Annotated in this window: 29 protein-coding genes; 8 read left to right on the top strand and 21 right to left on the bottom strand. The window is 72.0% G+C overall.

Annotated features, from left to right (window positions below; all coding sequences use genetic code 11):
* Positions 1–37: 37 nt before the first annotated feature.
* From KME66_RS20420 to KME66_RS20510, 19 genes are all read right to left on the bottom strand, one after another.
* A complete protein-coding gene (locus KME66_RS20420) occupies positions 38–259 on the bottom strand; it encodes a hypothetical protein (RefSeq protein ID WP_216324510.1) in 222 nt (73 codons plus the stop codon).
* Positions 256–543, bottom strand: coding sequence for a hypothetical protein (locus KME66_RS20425; protein WP_216324513.1), 288 nt, complete (start codon positions 541–543; stop codon positions 256–258). Before KME66_RS20425 ends, KME66_RS20420 begins: the two co-directional genes overlap by 4 nt.
* Positions 540–722 (bottom strand): hypothetical protein, encoded by a 183-nt coding sequence (locus KME66_RS20430; protein WP_216324516.1) that lies wholly within the window; start codon positions 720–722, stop codon positions 540–542. The genes KME66_RS20425 and KME66_RS20430 overlap by 4 nt, the downstream gene beginning before the upstream one ends.
* On the bottom strand, positions 719–1,882 hold the full coding sequence (locus tag KME66_RS20435) for a hypothetical protein (protein ID WP_216324518.1): 1,164 nt from the start codon (positions 1,880–1,882) through the stop codon (positions 719–721). Before KME66_RS20435 ends, KME66_RS20430 begins: the two co-directional genes overlap by 4 nt.
* An 86-nt stretch (positions 1,883–1,968) precedes the next feature.
* Complete coding sequence (locus tag KME66_RS20440) at positions 1,969–2,469, bottom strand: single-stranded DNA-binding protein (RefSeq protein WP_216324522.1); 501 nt, start codon at positions 2,467–2,469, stop codon at positions 1,969–1,971.
* Positions 2,469–2,942, bottom strand: a complete 474-nt coding sequence (locus KME66_RS20445) for an HNH endonuclease signature motif containing protein (RefSeq protein WP_216324525.1) — start codon at positions 2,940–2,942, stop codon at positions 2,469–2,471. The genes KME66_RS20440 and KME66_RS20445 overlap by 1 nt, the downstream gene beginning before the upstream one ends.
* Before the next feature lie 125 nt (positions 2,943–3,067).
* Positions 3,068–3,229 (bottom strand): hypothetical protein, encoded by a 162-nt coding sequence (locus KME66_RS20450; protein ID WP_216324528.1) that lies wholly within the window; start codon positions 3,227–3,229, stop codon positions 3,068–3,070.
* Entirely contained in the window at positions 3,226–3,705 is a 480-nt protein-coding gene (locus tag KME66_RS20455; protein ID WP_216324538.1) for a hypothetical protein, read from the bottom strand. Before KME66_RS20455 ends, KME66_RS20450 begins: the two co-directional genes overlap by 4 nt.
* A complete protein-coding gene (locus KME66_RS20460; protein ID WP_216324541.1) occupies positions 3,702–4,388 on the bottom strand; it encodes a hypothetical protein in 687 nt (228 codons plus the stop codon). Before KME66_RS20460 ends, KME66_RS20455 begins: the two co-directional genes overlap by 4 nt.
* The gene (locus KME66_RS20465) at positions 4,385–5,314 is read right to left on the bottom strand and encodes a mucin-2 (RefSeq protein ID WP_216324545.1); all 930 of its coding nucleotides are present in this window, start codon (positions 5,312–5,314) and stop codon (positions 4,385–4,387) included. The genes KME66_RS20460 and KME66_RS20465 overlap by 4 nt, the downstream gene beginning before the upstream one ends.
* A 74-nt stretch (positions 5,315–5,388) precedes the next feature.
* Positions 5,389–5,988 carry a hypothetical protein gene (locus KME66_RS20470; RefSeq protein WP_216324547.1) on the bottom strand — a complete coding sequence of 200 codons (600 nt, stop codon included), beginning with the start codon at positions 5,986–5,988 and terminating at the stop codon, positions 5,389–5,391.
* A complete protein-coding gene (locus KME66_RS20475) occupies positions 5,985–6,218 on the bottom strand; it encodes an aromatic ring-opening dioxygenase LigA (RefSeq protein WP_216324552.1) in 234 nt (77 codons plus the stop codon). The genes KME66_RS20470 and KME66_RS20475 overlap by 4 nt, the downstream gene beginning before the upstream one ends.
* Positions 6,215–6,799, bottom strand: a complete 585-nt coding sequence (locus KME66_RS20480; protein ID WP_216324556.1) for a helix-turn-helix domain-containing protein — start codon at positions 6,797–6,799, stop codon at positions 6,215–6,217. The genes KME66_RS20475 and KME66_RS20480 overlap by 4 nt, the downstream gene beginning before the upstream one ends.
* A 53-nt stretch (positions 6,800–6,852) precedes the next feature.
* Complete coding sequence (locus tag KME66_RS20485; RefSeq protein ID WP_216324559.1) at positions 6,853–7,479, bottom strand: hypothetical protein; 627 nt, start codon at positions 7,477–7,479, stop codon at positions 6,853–6,855.
* The gene (locus KME66_RS20490; RefSeq protein ID WP_216324562.1) at positions 7,476–8,738 is read right to left on the bottom strand and encodes a recombinase RecT; all 1,263 of its coding nucleotides are present in this window, start codon (positions 8,736–8,738) and stop codon (positions 7,476–7,478) included. The genes KME66_RS20485 and KME66_RS20490 overlap by 4 nt, the downstream gene beginning before the upstream one ends.
* Entirely contained in the window at positions 8,735–9,112 is a 378-nt protein-coding gene (locus KME66_RS20495) for a hypothetical protein (RefSeq protein ID WP_216324565.1), read from the bottom strand. The genes KME66_RS20490 and KME66_RS20495 overlap by 4 nt, the downstream gene beginning before the upstream one ends.
* On the bottom strand, positions 9,109–9,489 hold the full coding sequence (locus KME66_RS20500) for a hypothetical protein (protein ID WP_216324568.1): 381 nt from the start codon (positions 9,487–9,489) through the stop codon (positions 9,109–9,111). Before KME66_RS20500 ends, KME66_RS20495 begins: the two co-directional genes overlap by 4 nt.
* 69 nt (positions 9,490–9,558) lie before the next feature.
* Positions 9,559–9,753 (bottom strand): hypothetical protein, encoded by a 195-nt coding sequence (locus KME66_RS20505; protein ID WP_216324584.1) that lies wholly within the window; start codon positions 9,751–9,753, stop codon positions 9,559–9,561.
* Positions 9,750–9,998 carry an XRE family transcriptional regulator gene (locus KME66_RS20510; protein ID WP_216324586.1) on the bottom strand — a complete coding sequence of 83 codons (249 nt, stop codon included), beginning with the start codon at positions 9,996–9,998 and terminating at the stop codon, positions 9,750–9,752. The genes KME66_RS20505 and KME66_RS20510 overlap by 4 nt, the downstream gene beginning before the upstream one ends.
* A gap of 244 nt (positions 9,999–10,242) precedes the next feature.
* Between KME66_RS20510 and KME66_RS20515 the strand changes: the two genes are divergently transcribed.
* Genes KME66_RS20515 through KME66_RS20530 form a run of 4 tightly spaced genes read left to right on the top strand, consistent with a single transcriptional unit; the run spans position 10,243 to position 13,357 of the window.
* The gene (locus KME66_RS20515) at positions 10,243–10,653 is read left to right on the top strand and encodes a helix-turn-helix domain-containing protein (protein WP_216324589.1); all 411 of its coding nucleotides are present in this window, start codon (positions 10,243–10,245) and stop codon (positions 10,651–10,653) included.
* A gap of 23 nt (positions 10,654–10,676) precedes the next feature.
* The gene (locus tag KME66_RS20520) at positions 10,677–10,886 is read left to right on the top strand and encodes a hypothetical protein (RefSeq protein ID WP_216324592.1); all 210 of its coding nucleotides are present in this window, start codon (positions 10,677–10,679) and stop codon (positions 10,884–10,886) included.
* Positions 10,883–12,505: a recombinase family protein gene (locus tag KME66_RS20525; protein WP_216324595.1), complete on the top strand. Its 1,623-nt coding sequence runs from the start codon at positions 10,883–10,885 to the stop codon at positions 12,503–12,505. The genes KME66_RS20520 and KME66_RS20525 overlap by 4 nt, the downstream gene beginning before the upstream one ends.
* Positions 12,506–12,541: 36 nt before the next feature.
* Entirely contained in the window at positions 12,542–13,357 is an 816-nt protein-coding gene (locus KME66_RS20530; RefSeq protein WP_216324598.1) for an exodeoxyribonuclease III, read from the top strand.
* Positions 13,358–13,456: 99 nt separating this feature from the next.
* Here KME66_RS20530 and KME66_RS20535 read toward each other — a convergent pair whose 3' ends face one another.
* Positions 13,457–14,098 (bottom strand): MerR family transcriptional regulator, encoded by a 642-nt coding sequence (locus KME66_RS20535; RefSeq protein ID WP_073225235.1) that lies wholly within the window; start codon positions 14,096–14,098, stop codon positions 13,457–13,459.
* A 168-nt stretch (positions 14,099–14,266) separates the two neighbouring features.
* On the opposite strand from KME66_RS20535, the gene KME66_RS20540 reads away from it, so the two are divergent.
* From KME66_RS20540 to KME66_RS20555, 4 genes are all read left to right on the top strand, one after another.
* Positions 14,267–15,856 carry an NAD(P)/FAD-dependent oxidoreductase gene (locus tag KME66_RS20540; RefSeq protein WP_216324601.1) on the top strand — a complete coding sequence of 530 codons (1,590 nt, stop codon included), beginning with the start codon at positions 14,267–14,269 and terminating at the stop codon, positions 15,854–15,856.
* Positions 15,853–16,791 (top strand): alpha/beta fold hydrolase, encoded by a 939-nt coding sequence (locus KME66_RS20545; RefSeq protein WP_073225239.1) that lies wholly within the window; start codon positions 15,853–15,855, stop codon positions 16,789–16,791. Before KME66_RS20540 ends, KME66_RS20545 begins: the two co-directional genes overlap by 4 nt.
* Positions 16,788–17,672 carry an SDR family oxidoreductase gene (locus KME66_RS20550; protein ID WP_216324604.1) on the top strand — a complete coding sequence of 295 codons (885 nt, stop codon included), beginning with the start codon at positions 16,788–16,790 and terminating at the stop codon, positions 17,670–17,672. Before KME66_RS20545 ends, KME66_RS20550 begins: the two co-directional genes overlap by 4 nt.
* Before the next feature lie 142 nt (positions 17,673–17,814).
* Positions 17,815–18,009 (top strand): hypothetical protein, encoded by a 195-nt coding sequence (locus tag KME66_RS20555; RefSeq protein ID WP_073225243.1) that lies wholly within the window; start codon positions 17,815–17,817, stop codon positions 18,007–18,009.
* Positions 18,010–18,115: 106 nt separating this feature from the next.
* On the opposite strand, the gene KME66_RS20560 is transcribed toward KME66_RS20555, so the two are convergent.
* Positions 18,116–19,207 (bottom strand): aromatic ring-hydroxylating dioxygenase subunit alpha, encoded by a 1,092-nt coding sequence (locus KME66_RS20560; protein ID WP_216324607.1) that lies wholly within the window; start codon positions 19,205–19,207, stop codon positions 18,116–18,118.
* Positions 19,208–19,210: the final 3 nt, after the last annotated feature.

Consider the following 19,210-nt stretch of genomic DNA (forward strand, 5'->3'; position numbering starts at 1 on the left):
CGGCAGGTGAAGCAGTAGTTCGGGTCTCGCTCGTCGCTCACTCGCGGGCCCGGTCGGCGAGGACCCGGCACGTGGTGCAGCCGGGGGTGCACCCGGTGCTTTCGGTGCGGGCGAGGCGGGCGAGGGCGCGATCACGTCGGCGGCGGCGCTGCCCGGCGGTGCCGAACGGAACGTCGGTGTACAGCAGCGACGGGGAGCGGAGCAGCCCCGCCCGGTGCGCCCAGTAGCGCCACCGGGGGCGGTACGCGCGGGCCCTCATCGGCCGGCCTCGGCGTTCCGGGCGTTCGCCTCGGCGAGGGCGTCGGCGTCGAACGGCGGCTCTCCCACGGCGTCGGCCCTCTCGTCGAACCGGTCGGCGAGCTGGCGCAGGGCGTACGCGAACTCACGCGGGCTCATGCCCGGGTGAGCGGCGTCCACGACGTTGTCCCTGGTCGGCTCGGTGTCGTCGGTGGACGCGGGCCAGATACCGACGTAGGCGGCGGCGCTGAGACCGGCGACGGCGAAGAGACGGCGGTCGGCGCAGTGGATGTGTCGGGTGGTCACAGGGTGCCCTTCCTGGTGCAGTGGCCGGTGTGGCACCGGGTCTCGCCGCTGGCGACGTAGTGGACGTGGTGGCCTTGGGCGGCGAGGTAGTCGGCAGCGTCGCGAGCGGCGTTGGTGCGGCCGACAAGGTGGGGTTGCAGCACCCGTACGGCGGCGGGCGCCTGGGGCGGGGTGCTCATCGGCCGGCCTGCTGGTCGCGGTAGGCGCGGGTCCGGTACTGGTGGGTGTCGTTGGTACGCGTCCGGGTGCCGTTGTGGCTGGTGCAGAGCTGTCGGGCGGGGGCCTTGCAGCGGGGGCACGGCACGGCGAGCTGCGGGAACGCGAGCGGCTGCTCCTCGGCGGCGTCGGGCTGCGGTGCGGGCTCGGGCGCAAGGGCGGCGGCGCGGCCACCGAGCAGCTTGACGACCTCGCGCATGCCGCTGCACCACGCGACGCGGCCCCGGTATCTGTCCGCGCGCATCTCGGCGTCGCGGTCGGTCAGGCGCTCGCTGGCCTCGTCGGCGAGCAGGCGGGTGTGCGCGGCAAGGAGCACGCGGGAGGCGGCGAGGGCGGTCTCGGGGGTGTGCTCGGCAGGGTCGAGCAACGCGTCACGGACGGCGGCCACGGTGTCGCCGCGGTTGAAGTCGAGGTTGTCGCGCTGCTCGGCGGCGGCCTGGTCGTCGTCCTCGCCGGGGTCGACGAACTCGCGGTCGGGGTGGATGAGCGCGGCGGCCCACGTCGACCAGCCGCGGGCCTGACCGAGTGCGGTGATCTGCTCGGCGAGCAGCCGTGCGTGCCGGTTGAGGTAGTCGGCGGCGATCTGCGGGGCGCGGCGGTGGGGGATGTCGTCGGCGATCTCGTCGACCAGCGCCGTGATGGTGTCGGGGTGCTCGGCGGCGAGGTGGTCGGCGTCGGCCTGGCCCTGCTCCAGCTCGGCCAGGCGCTCGCGGAGCCGGCCGTTTTCGCGGCGGGCGTCCTCCAGCTCGATCGCGGTCGTGGCGTACAGGCGGACGGCGTGATCGGCGCGTGCTTCCCACGTGAGCCCGGTCGGCTGCTCCGTGGTCGTGGTGAGTCCGGCGAGGCGGCGCAGCAGCTTCACGGCGTCACCGCGGCCGGGGTCGCACTCGTGGTCCTGGGGAAGGGCCTCGATGGCGTCGGCCCCGCCGAGCAGCGCGCCACGGCGTACGGCGGCCTCGGTGAACGGGTCGAGGAGCGGGGGCTCGGCCGGCTGAATGTCGGCGAGCTGCGGAACGGTGCGGGCACGCTCGTACGTATGGTCGCCGTCGTGCCCTGCGAGGTCGAGGCACTGGCGGCCGCACGCGGACTCTGCGGTGCGGCACTGGTCGGGCTGGGTGTTCATGGGGTCCTCTCGAATGTGGAGCGAGGGGGGGCGTGGGTTGCTCACGCGCGCGGCGGGCGGTGCGACCGGTCGCCGCGCGGGGGAGATCAGAACGGGGGCTCTCCGGGGCGTTGCTGTCCCCATCCGTTCTGCTGCTGGCCGGTGGTCCACTGGTCGCGGGCGGGCTGCTGTGCCCCGTATCCGCCGGTGTTGGACTGCTGGGACTGCTGGCGGCTCTGATTGCCGTTGGTCTTCGTGACGGCGGCGGTGGCGCTCTTGAGCGAGGGGCCGACTTCCTCGGCCTCGACCTCGTACACGGTGCGCTTGACGCCTTCGCGGTCCTCGTACGAGCGCTGTTTCAGGGCTCCTTGGACGATGACGCGCATGCCGCGCTGGAGTGATCCGGCGACGTTTTCGGCGAGGGAGCGCCAGGCGGTGACGGTGAGGAACAGGGACTCGGCGTCTTTCCACTCGTTCGTCTGGCGGTCGAACGTGCGGGGGGTGGACGCCATGCGGAACTTCGCGACCGGGTGGCCGGCCGGGGTGAACTTCAGCTCGGGGTCGTCGACGAGGTTGCCGACGATGGTGATTACGGTTTCGCCTGCCATCAGGCGGCCTGCCTTTCGGGGGTGGTGGTGCGGTATGCGGCGCGGGCGGCGGTGTTCTTGCACGCCCGGCACTTCCGGGTGCCGTTCTTCGCGCGGATGGTGTTCTCGGCGTCGAATGGGTGGCCGCGGTGGCATGCGGTCTGGGCGGCGCGCAACGCGACGTGGTTGGTCGAGGCGAGGAGGTTCACGCGGTGCGTGACGGCGCGGAGGTGGCTCGGGCGGACACAGGCGCGGTTGCGGCAGCGGTGGTCAACGTCGAGGTCGGCCGGGAGCGGGAGACCGGCGAGCCGGTACGCGTGCCGGTGGGCCTTGACGGTGCGGCCGAGCCAGAACGTGCCGTAGCCCTTCTCGTTGGTCGCGCCGGTCCATTCGTGGCAGTGGCCGAGGACTCCGCGGACGAGGGGGAGGGGGCCATCGAACGCGACGCGGGACCAGTAGCGCCATGCTGCGGTAGGGCGGGGCCTGGGCGGCATGGGCGGGTCCTTCCGGTCTGAGCGACGGCTCGCAGGTCTAGAAACGTACGTATGTTTCTGGAGAGAAACGTAACACGAAGGGGAGTGCCCGATTACGCCTGTGCGGCACCCCCCTTCGTGAGGGCCTACGCGGCCCGCAGGGCGGCGGCGATGGCGTCGGGGGCGGCGATGGTCCACCCGGCGTCGCGGAGGTCGCGCACGGCCCTGCGGCCTTGCTCCTCGGGGGTGTTGGTCGGGTGCTCCCGGATGGTGGCGGCGATGATCGCGGCCACGGCGTCGGGGATCACCGCTGGCTGCCGGTGATGTGGCGGGCGGTGGTCTGGCCGGTGGCCTGGCGGGCGATCGGCGGGCGGCGCATCAGGGCGGCGAGGTTGTCGCGCTCGGCGGCGATGGCGAGCACGGCGGCGGCCCGGTTTACCGCGGCCTGTCGGTCGTAGTCGGCGCGGTGCCGTGCGTCGCGGGCGGCGGCTTCCGCCTGCTCCCGGGCGGCCCGCTCGGTGGCAAGCTGCTGCTCGGCCCCGTTCACCTCGCGGAGGGTCCGCCACCCGAACCCCTGGGCCTCCTCGACGATGACGTACGCCCCGTCGGCGGCCCACTGGCGCACCATGCGGTCGCGGGCCTTGCGGTCCGACGTGGTGCGCACCGCCGGGCGGTCCGGACGTGAGTCCCAACTCGCCGTGACGCGCCACGCGGTGGCGTTCCGGGTGCGCTCCCGGCCGTCGGCCCGGCGGCGGTGGGTACGGCCGTGCTTCATGCGGTTCATACGGGTTGCTCCTCACGGGTGGTGCTGGCGGCTCGCGCTTCGGCCTCGGCGACGATCGCGGCGGCGCGGGCGTTGCCGCCGACGGACCCCCGCCACATGCGGTGACCGGGCAAGCGGTGCATCGCGGCGAGCAAGTCGGGAAACTGGCTGACAAGCGCCAGGCGGCGGGCGTTCTCGTCGCGGCCGGCCCGATGCCCGGCCTTCATCCGGCGCACCAACTCCTCACGCTGGTACGCCTGCTGCGGGGTCTCCGGGGCGAGGGCGGCCGGGCCGATGGCTCGACTGGTCACCGCGGGCTGCTCCCCGGCAGCAACGGCCTGCAACGACCCACGGAGCGCGGCGAAGTAGGCGCGACCGGGGGCGGCGTCCGGGTCGATCTCCGGGTGGAGCCCCGGCTCGAACGTCCCGGCGTGACGGCGGATCACGTCCGCCCGGAACGCGTACCAGGGGCGGGACACGTCGGACGGCTTGATCGGGTACGGGCTGCTGGCGATGTGGCGGCGTACCACGTGCGACGCGTCCCAGTCATGGCCCTCCGGGTGCGGGGCCCGGGGTGCCACATCCAGCAGCACATCGGCCCATGCGTCGAGGCGTTCGAGGGCGGCCTCCTGCGTTGCCGGGGCGCGGGACGGGTCGAGCTTGTCGACGTAGGCCAGCAGAGCGGCGACATGTGCGCGAATCATCGGACGTTCTCCTGCGGGTCGTTCTCGACGGCGGCGGCCATCCACGCGGCAGCCTGGGCGGCACGGCCGAGCGGGCGCGGGGCATTCGGGTTCAGCGGAATCACAGCGGCACCGGCAGCCGGACGACGGATGTCCGATAGCGCGAACTGGAGCGTTCCGCCCGTGACCGGCTTCGAGGTCTGGCCGAGCCGGTCGAGCGCGGCAGCCAGCAGCTCCGGAGCCAGGCCGTTGCCGAGCGCATCCTCAACCGCACGGTGTACGGACTTCCGGGACTGCGCCGTCCCACAGCCGTACGACGACCACCACTCATCGACCAGCGTGGCTGCTGCGCCCTTCCCCCCTTGGGGGTTAGGGGGTGTACCTCCGAAGGAGGTACTACGGGACGGGTCGGGTCGGGGGGACCGTGACGGGTCCATACCGTCACGCTGTGACGACCCCTCCTGACCTGCAAAGAGATCCGGAAACGCGATGCTTTCCGAACCGCTTTCGAGATTTTCGGCCGACCTTTCACCCGCGAAAGAGTCGCTTTCGCGCGGCTGATCGGAGCGATTACGCGTCTGGTTCTGTCGCTCCGCGGCCTTCTCGCGGGCCCGGCGCTGGCGGTCGGCGGCCTTCTCGCGGTCCTTCTCCACGGCCGACTTGGTCGGGTTGTAGACCAAGAAGTCGTGCATGACGTAGTCGCCCTCGGCGGGCTGCGGGCACCGGGGGCAGGCGTGGCCGGCCGCGTGCCAGAGACCGGCGGCGACCAGCTTCCGGGCCTGGGGCGCGGTGCCGTAGAGCTGGGCGACGACACCGGGAACGGTGCCTTCGGTGAGGTGCTGCGCGGCGTACGCCCCCGCGCGCATCCACAAGCCGACAGCGGGGTTACCGGCCTTCAGCAGCTTCGGGTGTGCGTGGGCGGTGTCGTCCACTTTGAACCATGGCACTGGGGTTGTGCTCCTTGCTCGGGGGTGGGCGCCGGGGGCGAGGGGCGCGGCGGCTCGTCCTCGCCCCCGGGCCGTCAGGGGGTGGTGAGGGGGCGTCCGCAGGCGCAGGCGAGGCGGCCCTCGCGGTTGCGGGCGGGATGCTTCCAGCGGTGGAACTCGCAGGGGGCGAACAGGGCCTCGCCTGGCGGGTGCTGGACGATCGCGGCGCGGGAGGCATACGGGCCGCCCATGGCCCGGATGGGGTGCACGTCACGGCAGGCAAGGCACTCGGCGGCCGTACCGCCCGGCAGGGGCTCGTACAGGTCCGTCCGGGAGCCGGGGCACCACCGGGGCGGCGCGAGGGTGCGCGGCCCGAACAGCAGCCGTCGGCCGGCCGGACCGTCCGACTCCTGCCCGGCACCAACGGCCCGCCCGTCGCACGTGGCGCACACCGGCAGATCGTCGAGCACGGCCTCGGCGGTGAGCAGCGGGCGGGCCTGGCTGCTCCCTCCGGCCTGCTGCCCACACCACACGGTGTAGATGGTGCGGCCGTCGGCCATGAGCACGCCGGAACGGGGGCGGTGCCAGCGGGACATGCCGCCCGTCCGCACGAACCGCGGGCCCTCCGTGAGGGCCTGGTCGTTGATGTGGGCGGCAAGGCCGTATGAGACCGGCGGCAGCAAAGTCACGGTCACGCGGTCGACCTCCTCGGCTGGTAGTACGGGCGGGTGTTGCCGGGCTGGTGGTCGTCGCACCGGGGGCCGCACGGGTACGGGCGGGTCGGGAGCGCCCGGCACGGCGGGTTGCCGTCCTCGCACGGGCGCGGCGGGCGCTCGACCTCGACGGCGAGCTGTCCGGGCACCGTGGCGGGCGGCGGGGTGTCGAGGTGGCGGCGGGCCCGGTCGAGGCGGGCGGCGGCCGTCACGCGGCGGCCTGCCGAGCCTGCTTGGCCTCCTGGTGGCAGGTGGCGCAGTACCCGGCCCCGTTCGGAAGGTATTTGCGGTGGGTGGCGACGGGGTGGCCCTGGCGGCACTCGGTGATGCGTGTCCGGCGGCCGAGCATGACGCCGAGGTCGGCGCGCTCGCGCACCCGGTCCTGCTCGTCCTCCAGGTGTTCCGGGGCGACGCAGTCCGACTGCCCACACCCGGGGCGGACGTACCCGACGGGGTCGCGGCCGGCGTGCATGCGGTAGGCGATCGGCCGGGCGGTGATGGTGCGGCCCGCGTGCGTCATGACGGGGGTGGTGCCGCTCGCGAGTCGGCCGGTCCACTTCATGTGGCCGCGCTCGTCGGCCGGGGTGACGAACGTCCGCCATTTCTCCTCGACGGTGAGCGTCGACCGGTTCGGCGGCACGGGGCGCGGGGCGGGCGGGATGCGGAGGTCGCGGCGGAAGCGTGCGACGGTGTTGCGGTCGATGCCGCACGTGGCGGCAACGGCGCGGTCGGTTGCGCCGCTCTCCAGTTTCTCGATGATCTGGGCGCGCTCGGCGTCCGTGATGATGCGCATGGGGTGGTCCTTCCGGGCCCGCCCGGTTGGGTCGGGCGGGCCCTGCGGGGTGGCTATGCGGCGGCCGGCTGATCGTCGGCCGGGGCGGCGGGGAGAGCGGGCGGTGTGTCCGTGCTGATCAGTCCGGCGTTGATCGCCTGCGCGGCGAGTTCCCGGCCGTCGAGCGGCTGCGACTTGGTCGAGCGGGTGAACAGCCATCGGAAGTAGGCGCGGCGCGTGGGCCGGATCGCGACGCCCGGCACGGTGTGCACGACGCCCGATTCCGGGTCGGCGTACTCCGGGCCGTTGGCGGCGCTCACGGAGGCCAACACGCGGTCCACGAACGCGTCATCGACCACAGTCACGGTGCTGGCCGGAACGATCTTGAAGTTCCAGAACTCCGGGTACGTGTCCCGAACCCACGCGGTGAACGCCTCGCGGTCTGTAACCTGCGCCTCGGCCTCGCCACCGACGCGGGTCACGGTCGCGAACTTCGTCTCGCCGTCCGGGAGCGTCACCTCGGACTTGGTGCTCTTGGTGGCCTTGTACTGCTGCGCGAGCAGCGCGGACGCGTCGGCGTCGACCTCGGCGAACATGGCTTTGGCGCGGTCGAGCTGGGCAGCCATGGCCTGCCGGTGCCGGAGCACGGCGGCGAGATACGCCGGGTCAGGGGCCTGCGGCTTCGGCTCGACGGCGGTCACTGAGCACCCCCGGCGGCCTCGATCTTCGCGCGGAACGTGTTGAGCTGCTGGGCGGTCGCCTGCTCAAGGGGGATGCCGTAGACGGTCTGGAAGTCGGCGTCCAGGGTCGGGAGGTTGGCGCGAGACGCGGCGAGCCGGAGCGCGTTCTCGGCCTCGGCAGCCTCGGCAGCCTCGTCGGCCGGGTCCTTCGCCCGTTCCATGCGCGGGGGCTGCTCGGCGGAGGGCTCGGCCCCCATGGCACCCTCGGCCGCGACGGCATCGGACACGGAGTAGGGGGCGGGGCCGCTCGGCTGCTCGTTTCGCCCGGGGACCTTGGCCCCCGGCTTCGTTGCGCCGATCGTTGCGATACGGGCGAGGTGCGCGGACTCGGCCCCGGCCTCCGTGAGGCGCTGGTGCAGCTCCCGCACAGCCTCGACGTTCTGCGCCTCGTGCGCTGTCCGGATGTCGGCGAGAGCGGCGAGGTACGGGGCCGGTGCGCCGTTCTCACGGGCGGCGGCCTCGATCGCGTCTAGCTCGGCCGCGTCCGCGGTCGCGACGGCCTCGGCAAGGTAGTCGCGGGCTGGTGCCGGGGGCTGGTTCGGCGTCGACTGCACCACGGTCGCGGTCTGCTGCACCGGGTCGGTGTCGCGCTCGACGACGACCACGGGGTTACCGTCCTGGTCGACGACCTCGCCCAACTCCTCGGGCGTGTAGATCGCCCCGTGAAGCACCTCGGGGCACGCGGAGCGCACAGCCTCGGCGATGGCGCGGGACCGCAGCATCGCCCGCGGGTACTTCTCCCACGGCTGCGGCTGGTTCTTCTGGTCCCGCGAGTACGGGCGGCCGTCCCGCAGCGTGCACAGACCGGCGGTTACCGCGTCGTCAAGGGTCCACTCGATCACGGTCTCGTCGTCGGGGTCGTCGTGCCGCTGGATGGACACGACGCACTGTGTGCGCTCGCTCTTGATGCGGACGCGGTGGCCGGCCGTCCTGGTGCGGCCCAACATCAGGTCAGCGGACTGGCACGGCTTGCCCTTGATGACGTGGATGGTCGTGATGGTGGTGACGACGTCGAGGCCGAGGGCGCGGCCGTACTCCAGTGCCCACAGAACGGATGCGGGGTTCTTGCGGTAGACGTCGGGCAGCAACGGCGTCTTGGCCAGGGACTCGCAGAACTGCCACGCCTCGTACGGGCTCATGTGCGAGAGGGACAGCGCGCCGCCGCGAGCGGGCGCGACGGCGGCCGGGGTGTGTGCGGTGGGGAGTGCGGTGACGGTCATGCGCGGCGTGCCTTTCGGGGGTGCAGTCGGATGAATCCGGCGATCTTGGTGAGTCGGGTGCCGAGGGTGATCGCGTCGTCCGGGGTGAGCAGCGGGTCCCGCTGCACCTCGTCGGGCAGCTCGCCGAGCAGCGCCTCGCGGGTGCCGTCGGCCTCGGCCGCGCGCATCGACCGCTCGTGCTCCGGCATGTCGAGGGAGCACTCGGCGAAGTCCAGGGCGAGCACGCGCACGGCGTGCCCGGCGAGCAGCCGGCCGACCGCTTCGGGGTCCTCGGTGTAGGCGACGGCGAGGGCATCGACCAACGGCACGAACAGCTGCTCGCCGACGGGCAGACAGACGCGGTCACCGGCGGCGGTGATGCCGGGGCGGATCACAGGGCGGCCGGGGCGGTGTCGGTGCCGAGCGCGGCCGGGGCGGCGGGGGTGGCGTCGACCATGCACCCGGACTGCACGTAGTAGTCGTGGGCGGTGTCCCGGGCGGCGGGGAACGCGTGGCGGAGCAGACGACCGGCGGCACGGTGCGCGTCGTCGTCGCCGATCGGCTGCGCGAGGTCGTTCAGCAGCATCACGTGCATGCCGTGCGCCCCAGCGGTCGTCACGGGCACCATGCAGACGACGGCGACGCCGGGGGCGATCTGGTCGAGCTGGCGGCGGATGACACCGGCGCGGGTGATGTGGCGGCGGCCGGCCTGCCCGCCACGGATGGCCTGGGCGGCGCGGAGCGGGCGGCGGGTACTGTGCTGGGTGTTCACGAGTCGTGTCTCCTCACGGGTCGTGGTCGGGCCGTCCCGGGCGCAATCCGGGGCGGCCCGAAGTCGTTTTCAGGCGGCGCGGGGGGCGGGTTCCTGCTGCCGATGGCGGCGGGCATACCTGGCTTCTGCAAGCTGGAGCCTGGCCACGGCGTCGGGGGCGAGGCGGCCCTCGGCGCGGTCGCGGGCGATCCGGTCTAGGGCGCGGTCGAGAACGGCGCGGGCGTTGCGGATGGCCTGGTCACGGGGGATGGCGGTGCTGGTCATGCGGCAGCCGGGGCGATCAGCTGGCGGGCGGGTACTCCGTACTCGCGTTCGCAGGCGGCGGCGGTGACGGCGGACGGCGCGGTGCGCCCGGTCCACAGTCGCCACGCGGTAGCGCGGCTGATGCCGAGCCGCTGGCCCATCTCGCGATAGTGCTGGTCACCGCGTGCCTGGGCGGCGGCGAGCAGTGCGGTGCGGTCGTACGACATGGCGGTGCGTTCCTCTCGGTTGCGAAACGTATGTTTCACGAGAGAAACGTAGCACGTGTGAGTGGTGGGACGTGAGATGTCATTGGAAACCGGATCACCGGTCTGGTTTACAGTTCCTTCACAAGCGAAGGCGCTTGACGCGTGCAGCCAGGTGCGCGACGATCGATTGAACGTTCGAGCAAATTTACACAGGCGGGGGGTTTTGTCATGCTGTGTCAACCCGGTTTCGGTCGAACGGCAAGACCGGATGGCGTGCCCGTTTCACGCGAGATACGTTTCACTCATGAGACGACGGACGCCCCACGAATTCGCCGGCTGGCTCCATGACCAACTGACCGCCCGCGGCTACTCCCTTAGCCCGCGCGGCGGAGGTCAGGTCCGGTTCGCCGAAGCAGCTGGAGTCAGCAAGGCCACCATCAGCCGCATCTTGCGCGGCGAGGGCAGCACCGACATTGCCGTCCTGGAGAAGGTCGGTGACGCCCTAGGCGTTCGACTCGGCGTCATGCTCGTCGAAGCAGGCGTCATCGCCCCCGACGAACTCGGGGGCGCCCAACGACCGCAAGGCCATATGACGGCCGACGAAGCAGCCGACGCGCTTGGCATTACCGACCCCACTGCACGGCAGGTGCTACGAGGGGTCGTCGACACACTCACACCAAAATCACCACCCCCCGGTGACCCCACCGCCGGATAGCGCAGCGCCACCACGGAGGGCACATGCACCACATCACCATCACCCCGGCCACCATCGCCGTCGCGGCCGGGGTCGCCATCGGTGCCCGCCTCCTGAGCGCATACCGGGTCACCCGCAGAACACCGCAGGAACCCACCGCTCAGCAGCTGACCGACGCACACCGCGCCGGGTACGCCCTCGCACTCACCCACGTATCGCGCGGCCTACTCACGGCCGCGCCGGAGGAGCCGTGACACCACAGCAGGCACCAGCCACCTTCCAGGGCTCGCCCGTCGACACCGACGGCGAGCCCTGGCTCGGTTACATCAGGGTTTCGACCTGGAAAGAAGAGAAGATCTCGCCGGAGCTTCAGCGCACGGCAATTGAGGCGCTGGCCAGACGCGCCGGGTACCGCATCGTCGGCTGGATCGAGGATCTTGACCAGACCGGCCGAAACTTCAAGCGCAAGATCATGAAGGGTATCGCCGCCGTAGAGCGTGGCGAGGCCAAGGGCATCGCTGTGTGGAAGTACAGCCGCTTTGGCCGTACACGCGATGGCGTACCAATCAACCTCAAGCGCCTGGAGGACGCAGGCGGGCAACTCGCCTCCGCCACTGAGGAAGTTGACGCCCGGACCGCGACGGGCCGACTCCAGCGCGGCATCCTGTTCGAGTTTGCCGCCTATGAGTCCGACGTACGTGGCGAGCAATGGCGGGAGACCCACGACTTTCGCCGCTACAAGCTGCACCTGCCCGCCACCGGCCGGCCTCGCTGGGGATACATCTGGGCACCGCGCCGCGTCCCCGACGCCACCTCGCCGACCGGCTGGCGGCTCCAGGAGGAGAGCTATAAGGCGCAACCCGAAGCGGGGCCCGCCGTGGCCAACTGCTACCGGGCCTATGTAGACGGGGAGACGTTTTACGAACTTGTGGGGCAGATCAACGGGGCCGGTCACCGCACGGTACGCGGAGGGCTGTGGACCGTGCAGACCCTCATCCGCTATATGGACTCGGGATTCGCCGCCGGACTCCTGCGTATCCACGACCCGGCGTGCACCTGCCCGCAGGAAAAGCGCAGCAACTGCACGAACACCGTGTTCATCCCCGGCGCTCAAGAGGAACTGATCAGCGCGGAGCTGTGGCAGAGCTACCGCGAGCGACGGGAGGAGATGAAGAGGACCCCGCCGCGAGCGAGGACTCCGCTCTACGCACTGACAAATCTGCTCAAGCACCGCGACTGCAAAGGCACGATGCCAGCGCAGAGCGCCGAACGGGTCGTCGAGGGGGAGACGGCGAATGTGCTGGGCTACTCCTACGCCTGCGGGCGAAGGCACAACACCGGCCGCGCGGGTTGCGATGGCATCTGGACCACGCGCGAGCACCTGGAAGGGCTCGTGCGTGACTGGGTGGCTGGAGAGGTGGCCGACGACGTTGACGACAGCCCCTCGGTTCCGGCGCCCCGCAGCTCTGCCCCCGACCCTCGCATTACCGCGGCCCGCGAGCGGGCGCGGTTGGAGGCCGAGGCCGCGAAGCTTGCCCAGGCGCTCACCAACCTTCGCGCGGACCGTGCCGTGAACCCTGACGACTACGGGCCCGGGGAATACGAGTCCGCCCGCGACAAGATCCGGCAGCAGCAGAGCGTGAACGTCTCTGCGATGGAGCGTGTGGCCAGCATCGAGTCAGCGCCTCACCGCAAGGACTACGAGCCTCTGCTCATCGGGCTTCTGGATGCGTGGAACGACATGAAGCCGGTGGAGATGAACGCACTACTCAAGCAGGTGCTGCGCCGCGTCGCCGTCTTCCGGCAGAACGGCGTGGTCGGCATCGAGGCGCACCCCGTATGGGAGGCTGACCCCTGGGAGCCTCGCGCGTAGGAGGTCTCAGGGAACGATGCGCTTTAGGGGCATGTTTTGTACACAGTGACTTCTGTGAATGTTAATGGGCTCCGGGCCGCCGCCAAGAAGGGCTTCGTCGAGTGGCTGGCGGAGACCGAGGCCGATGTGGTCTGCCTCCAGGAAGTGCGGGCCGAGCTCGCCCAGCTCCCCGAGGGAGTGGGCGCCCCCGAGGGGTGGCACACCGTCCACGCGCCCGCCGCCGCCAAGGGCCGCGCGGGCGTCTCGGTCTACGCGCGGCAGGCCCCCGAGCGGGTGCAGATCGGCTTCGGCGGCCACGGGGTGCCCGGGGCCGAGGAGTTCGACGCGAGCGGCCGGTATGCGGAGATCGACCTCCCGGGGGTCACCGTCGCGAGTCTGTACCTGCCCTCCGGTGAGGTCGGCACCGAGCGGCAGGACGAGAAGGAGCGCTTCATGGCCGCGTTCCTTCCCTACCTCCAGGGGCTGAAGGCGCGGGCGGCCGCGGACGGCCGCGAGGTCGTGGTCTGCGGTGACTGGAACATCGCCCACCAGGAGGCCGACCTGAAGAACTGGAAGGCCAACCGCAAGAACTCCGGCTTCCTCCCCGAGGAGCGCGCCTGGCTGACCCGGGTCCTGGAGGAGGCCGCGTACGTGGACGTCGTGCGGTCGCTGCACCCGGACGTCGAGGGGCCGTACAGCTGGTGGTCCTACCGGGGGCGGGCCTTCGACAACGACAGCGGCTGGCGCATCGACTACCAGATGGCCACTCCGGGGCTGGCCGGGCGTGCGGTGAAGGCCTGGGTCGAGCGGGCGGCCACGCACGGCGAGCGCTGGAGCGACCACGCGCCGGTGACCGTCGTCTACGAGCGGTAGCCTCCGCTTCGGGGGCGCCCGGGTCGGTGCCTGCGCCAGCGTCCCGTGCCTGCGCCGACGTCCCGCGCCTGCGCCGACGCCCCGCGCTCCCGGGGGCGCCTACGTCTTCGGGGGCTGCGTGCCGTCCTCGCGGCGCAGCCTCCGGTCCAGGGCCATCGACAGCTCCGCGTCCACCACCGCGCGGGCCAAGGGCCGGAGTTGGGCGGGTTCGGTCTCCTGTGCGTGGGCATGCAGTACGCGTACGAAGATTTCCGCGAGCGCCTCCGCGTGCTCGCGGACGCGGCGGCCCGAGGAGAGCACCGTGGACAGCGGCACCCCTTCCCGTACCAGCTCGGCCGACACCTCCAGGAGGCGGCGGCTGATGTGCACGATCTCGTCCCCGTCGGTGGCGAGATAGCCCAGGTCCAGTGCGGCGGCGAGGTTCTCCGGCGTGACCTCGCCCTCGAAGTAGTCCGCGAGCTGCTCGGGGGTGAGCCGGACCGGGGTCTCCTCGGTCGGTTCGCCCAGGCCCAGCACTTCGGCGACGTCGCGGCCGCTCTCGAAGGTGGCGGCCAGGTCGGCGATGCCGTTGAGTGTGTGGCCGCGCTCCAGCAGGCCCGCGATGGTCCGCAGCCGGGCCAGGTGGTGGTCGTCGTACCAGGCGATCCGGCCCTCGCGGCGAGGTGGCGGGATCAGCCCGCGCTCCCGGTAGAAGCGCAGGGTCCGCACGGTGATGCCGGCTTCCCTGGCCAGCTCCTCCATGCGGTATTCGCGGTGCTCGCGTCCTTCAGCCACAGGGGCACCCTATGTTGTACCGCCGGTAACTTTCCTCGGTCCGCCCCCTACCCATCAGTACGGTCCTGCTCTACTCTCCGAACCATGCCAGTGATTGCTGGCAAAGTCGTGTGACGTACCGCGGGAGGCGGCAGCATGGCCCAGCAGGAGCACGTACGTGTGGCGGTGATCGGAACCGGATTCGGGGGCCTGGGGGCCGCCGTCCGGCTGCGCCGCGAAGGCATCACCGATTTCGTCGTCCTGGAGCGGGCCGCCTCGGTCGGCGGGACCTGGCGGGACAACAGCTACCCCGGCTGCGCCTGCGACGTACCGTCCCACCTCTACTCCTTCTCCTTCGCGCCCAACCCGGACTGGCCGCGCACCTTCTCCGGCCAGGAGCACATCCGGGCCTACCTGGAGCGGGTGGCCGACACCTTCGGGCTCCGCCCGCACATCCGGCTGAACCACGAGGTGAAGCTGATGAGCTGGGACCGGGAGAACCTGTACTGGGTGATCGAGTCGGCCAACGGCGCCACGCTGCACGCCGATGTCGTCGTCTCCGCCACCGGTCCGCTCTCCGACCCCAAGATGCCCGACATACCCGGGCTCGACTCCTTCCCCGGCAAGGTCTTCCACTCCGCGCGCTGGGACCACGACTACGACCTGGCCGGCAAGCGCGTCGCGATGGTCGGAACCGGCGCCTCCGCGATCCAGATCGTCCCCGCGATACAGCCGAAGACCGCGAAGCTCACGCTCTTCCAGCGCACGCCGCCCTGGGTCATGCCGCGGATGGACCGCACCATCAGCAAGGCCGAGCGGGCCCTGCACCGGGCGGTCCCCGCCACCGGCACCGCGCGTCGCGGACTGCTCTGGGGCATAAGGGAGTTGCAGGTCAGCGCCTTCACCAAGCACCCCGACCAGCTGGGGCTGGTGGAGAAGATAGCCAAGTCCAACATGGCGCGGGCCATCAAGGACCCGGCGCTGCGGGCCAAACTGACCCCCGACTACCGCATCGGCTGCAAGCGGATCCTGCTCTCCAGCACCTACTACCCGGCGCTCGCCCAGCCCAATGTGGACGTGGTCGCCTCCGGGCTCGGCGAGATACGCGGCTCCACGGTGATCGCCGCCGACGGCACCGAGGCCGAGGTCGACGCGATCATCTTCGGCACCGGTTTCCACGTGACGGACATGCCGATCGCCGAACGGGTCGTCGGAGCGGAGGGCATCACCCTCGCCGAGACCTGGAAGGACGGGATGAACTCGCTGCGCGGCGCGACGGCCGCCGGGTTCCCCAACTGGATGACGATCATCGGCCCCAACACGGGCCTCGGGAACTCCTCGATGATCCTGATGATCGAGTCCCAGCTGAACTACATGGCCGACTACCTCCGTCAGCTGGACGTGCTGGGCGGACGCGCCGCGCTCGACGCCAGGGCCGCGTCCGTCACCGCGTGGAACGACAAGGTCCAGCAGCGGATGAAGCGCACGGTGTGGAACACCGGCGGCTGCACCAGCTGGTACCTGGACGAGGCGGGCCGCAACACCACCGTCTGGCCGGGGACGACGGGTGAGTTCCGGCGGCAGACCCGGTCGGTGGACCTCGCGGAGTACGACGTCGTCCGGGCCGGCGGCGGGCAGCGGGCCGCCGGGGCCGGCCGCGTCCCCGAGCAGCCCGGCCGCGCCGACCGCGAGACCGTGACCGCGGTCGCGGAGGCCGGACCCGTCGCCGAGGAGGCCGCGCGATGAGCCGGCTCCTGCACCGCGACACCGTGCCGCCCGTGCCCGCCGCCGAGCTGACCGCCCGCTCCGCCGACGGTTCGCGCGTCCACGTCGAACTGCACGGCCCCGAGGACGCGCCCGCCGTCGTCCTCGCCCACGGCTGGACCTGCAACACCCGCTTCTGGGACGCCCAGATCCGCGACCTGGCCGCCGACCACCGCGTCATCGCCTACGACCAGCGCGGCCACGGGCTCACCCCCGAGCCCGGCCCCGGCGGCTACAGCACGAACGCGCTCGCCGACGACCTCGAAGCGGTCCTCGCCGCGGCGCTCGCCCCGGGCCGCAAGGCGGTGCTCGCCGGGCACTCCATGGGCGGGATGACGGTGATGGCGGCGGCCGAGCGCCCCGGGCTGCGCGAGCACGCCGCCGCCGTGCTGCTGTGCTCCACCGGGGCTGAGCGGCTGGCCGCCGAGGCCCGGGTCCTGCCGTTCCGCGCCGGTGCGCTGCGGACCCGGCTCACCACCGCCGTACTGGGCGCGAAAGCCCCCCTCGGCCCGGTGAACCCGGTCTCCAGGAAGATCCTCAAGTACGCCACGATGGGGCGGGGTTCGGCCCCGGACCGGGTCGACGCCTGCGCCCGTGTCGTGCACGCCTGTCCGCGCCGCGCCCGGGTGGAGTGGGGGCATGTGCTCGCCGAGCTGGATCTCGCCGCGGGCGTACGGGCGTTGCGGGTGCCCACCGCGGTGATCGCCGGCACGGACGACCGGCTGACCCCGCCGGTCCACGCCCGCGCCATCGCGGACGCCCTGCCGGCCGGCCTCGGCCTGACCGAGCTGACGGGCATGGGACACATGACGCCGGTCGAGGCCCCGGAGGCCGTTTCGGCGAAAATCAGGGAGCTGGTCATCCGGTACGTCGCCACGGGCGCGGCCGCCACGGCGGAGAAGGAGGATGTCGCATGAGCGGCAAGCGGAATCTGGAGGGCCAGGTCGTCGTCGTCACCGGCGCGGCCCGGGGCGTGGGCGAACTGCTCGCCCGCAAGCTGTCCGCACGCGGGGCGACCCTCGCGCTCGTCGGCCTGGAGCCGGACGAGCTGAAGCAGGTGTCGGCACGTCTGCACGGCGAGAGCGGCCACTGGTTCGCCGACGTCACCGACCACGCGGCGATGGCCCGGGTCGCACAGGAGGTCAAGGAACGATTCGGCAAGGTCGACGTGGTCGTCGCCAACGCGGGCGTCGCCGCGGGCGGCCCGTTCGCCGAGTCCGACCCGGACGCCTGGCGGCGAGTCATCGAGGTCAACCTCATCGGAGGGGCCGTCACGGGCCGGGCCTTCCTGCCGGTGCTGACGGAGAGCCGCGGCTACTTCCTGCAGATAGCGTCTCTGGCCGCGATCACACCGGCCCCGATGATGACCGCGTACTGCGCGTCCAAGTCGGGCGTCGAGGCCTTCGCGCACAGCCTGCGTGCCGAGGTCGGTTACAAGGGCGTCAAGGTCGGCGTCGGCTACCTCTCCTGGACCGACACCGACATGGTGCGCGGCGCGGACCAGGACGACGTGATGCGCGAGCTGCGGCAGCGGCTGCCGTGGCCGATGAACCGCACCTACCCGCTCGGCCCGGCCGTCGACCGGATCGTGGACGGCATCGCGCGCCGCTCCCCGCACGTGTACGCCCAGTGGTGGCTGCGCGGGATGCAGTCGGTCCGCGGCTACCTGCCCTCGGTCATCGCGCTCGGCGGACAGCGTGAGATGCGGCGCTTCGAACCGCGCCTCCACACCGTGCCCAAGGGCCTGGTGGGGGCCGGGGGCGCGGCGGACCAGGATGCGCGCGCGGACCGGACCTGAGGGGTGTCCGGCGGGCGGACGAGGCTCATGTCACGGTGGGTAGCAGTCCGAAATGCGCGGGATGTCGGGGCATGCAACGCTGAGCACGGCCCCGCTGGGGGCCACCTCCATCCGTCCCACGGACACCCCAGGAGTGAACAGCATGGGTATCGCAGACCAGTTCAAGGACAAGGCGCAGGAGCTCGCCGACCAGGCCAAGCAGAAGGCCGGTCAGGGCAAGGACGAGGCCCAGGACCGGGCCTCCCGGGCCCGCGACCAGCGGCAGGACTCCTCCTCGGGCATGAAGGACCGTGCCCAGGACGCCGCGGACCAGGCGCGCGAGCGTTTTGACCGTTGACGGTCGCTGAGGTGTGACGCGTACGTGCTGCGGTCAGCGCGTGCGTACGCGTCGCGTCAGGAGGCGCACCCGGGTGATCGGGTGCGCCTCCTCCTTGTGTGCGCGGTTACAGCGGGACGCCGTTCGCGCGCAGGACGTCGCGGACGTCCAGGATCAGTGAGAAGACCTCGTGGTTGCGGTCCTCGCCCTGCTCGTCCCACGCCCGCTGCTCGGCCTCGACGGCCATGCGGTCCTCCGCGAAGACCCGTTCGGTGAAGTGCCGGATGAACGGCCAGGCCACGGTCAGGGCGGCGGAGACCCTCGGCTTCTCGATCATGAGCAGTCCGTACGCGTGACAGACGCGCTGCTGGGCGTCCTCGGGGACGTACACCGCCCAGAGGCGCAGGGCCGGGTGGTCGGCCTTCTCCGGAACCAGGTCCAGCGTCTGGTAGGGGTACTCGGTGCGGATGGTCATGACGTCGCTGGACGGCCGGCCGCCGAGCCCCTCGGCGGCGAGCAGGCCCGCGCTGCGGTTGCGCTTGCCCCCGGTGTGGGTGAAGAGGTAGCGGGCCTCCACCGAGGCCGGGCCGCTCTCGTATCCCAGCAGCTTCGGCTGGAGCCTGCCGACCACGCCCCGGTGGAGGAACTGGTGGTTCATGTCGAGCAGGTTCTCGTGCAGGAACGAGTAGTGGCAGCGCACGGTCCGCGAGAACGTCATCGTCCGGTACCGCGGCGAGGCGTGGGCCGGGATGTCCGGCAGCGGGGTGAGCGCCGCCTTCTCCGGGGCGCCCGGGAAGACGAACACCAGGCCGTACGCCTCGCGCACCGGATAGGCCCGCACTCCGCGCGGCGGCCGGGCGTCGCCCTTGGCGAGGTAGGGGATCTGCGAGATGCGGCCGTCGCCGCGGTAGGCCCAGGCGTGGTAGCAGCAGCGCAGCGTCTCACCGTCGACGACGCCCATGCTCAGCGGCACCTGCCGGTGCGCGCACCGGTCCTCCAGTGCGTGGACGGCACCGCTCCGGGCCCGGTACAGCGCGATGCGCTCCCCGGCGAACACGGCCGCCGCCACCCCTTCCTTCCGTACGTTCCGGGAGAGGGCGACCGGATACCAGAAGTCCGGGGCGGCCCCGATCCGCCGCAGGTCGTGCGGGGCGGGGGCCGGGCCGGGGCCGTTGCCGGGCCGGCCGCGCGCGATCCGGTCCGAGCGGTTCTCGGTCATGCT

Origin of the sequence: Streptomyces sp. YPW6 (genome assembly GCF_018866325.1) — a bacterium.
Lineage (GTDB): Bacteria > Actinomycetota > Actinomycetes > Streptomycetales > Streptomycetaceae > Streptomyces.

Bases quoted from the DNA above. Each gene is read 5' to 3' on its own strand.
- KME66_RS20455 (WP_216324538.1), bottom strand. From the start codon at position 3,705: ATGAACCGCATGAAGCACGGCCGTACCCACCGCCGCCGGGCCGACGGC.
- KME66_RS20480 (WP_216324556.1), bottom strand. From the start codon at position 6,799: ATGCGCATCATCACGGACGCCGAGCGCGCCCAGATCATCGAGAAACTG.
- KME66_RS20445 (WP_216324525.1), bottom strand. From the start codon at position 2,942: ATGCCGCCCAGGCCCCGCCCTACCGCAGCATGGCGCTACTGGTCCCGC.
- KME66_RS20560 (WP_216324607.1), bottom strand. From the start codon at position 19,207: ATGACCGAGAACCGCTCGGACCGGATCGCGCGCGGCCGGCCCGGCAAC.
- KME66_RS20440 (WP_216324522.1), bottom strand. From the start codon at position 2,469: ATGGCAGGCGAAACCGTAATCACCATCGTCGGCAACCTCGTCGACGAC.
- KME66_RS20460 (WP_216324541.1), bottom strand. From the start codon at position 4,388: ATGATTCGCGCACATGTCGCCGCTCTGCTGGCCTACGTCGACAAGCTC.
- KME66_RS20535 (WP_073225235.1), bottom strand. From the start codon at position 14,098: ATGGAGGAGCTGGCCAGGGAAGCCGGCATCACCGTGCGGACCCTGCGC.
- KME66_RS20435 (WP_216324518.1), bottom strand. From the start codon at position 1,882: ATGAACACCCAGCCCGACCAGTGCCGCACCGCAGAGTCCGCGTGCGGC.
- KME66_RS20430 (WP_216324516.1), bottom strand. From the start codon at position 722: ATGAGCACCCCGCCCCAGGCGCCCGCCGCCGTACGGGTGCTGCAACCC.
- KME66_RS20515 (WP_216324589.1), top strand. From the start codon at position 10,243: ATGAGACGACGGACGCCCCACGAATTCGCCGGCTGGCTCCATGACCAA.
- KME66_RS20490 (WP_216324562.1), bottom strand. From the start codon at position 8,738: ATGACCGTCACCGCACTCCCCACCGCACACACCCCGGCCGCCGTCGCG.
- KME66_RS20505 (WP_216324584.1), bottom strand. From the start codon at position 9,753: ATGACCAGCACCGCCATCCCCCGTGACCAGGCCATCCGCAACGCCCGC.
- KME66_RS20545 (WP_073225239.1), top strand. From the start codon at position 15,853: ATGAGCCGGCTCCTGCACCGCGACACCGTGCCGCCCGTGCCCGCCGCC.
- KME66_RS20550 (WP_216324604.1), top strand. From the start codon at position 16,788: ATGAGCGGCAAGCGGAATCTGGAGGGCCAGGTCGTCGTCGTCACCGGC.
- KME66_RS20555 (WP_073225243.1), top strand. From the start codon at position 17,815: ATGGGTATCGCAGACCAGTTCAAGGACAAGGCGCAGGAGCTCGCCGAC.
- KME66_RS20420 (WP_216324510.1), bottom strand. From the start codon at position 259: ATGAGGGCCCGCGCGTACCGCCCCCGGTGGCGCTACTGGGCGCACCGG.
- KME66_RS20540 (WP_216324601.1), top strand. From the start codon at position 14,267: ATGGCCCAGCAGGAGCACGTACGTGTGGCGGTGATCGGAACCGGATTC.
- KME66_RS20520 (WP_216324592.1), top strand. From the start codon at position 10,677: ATGCACCACATCACCATCACCCCGGCCACCATCGCCGTCGCGGCCGGG.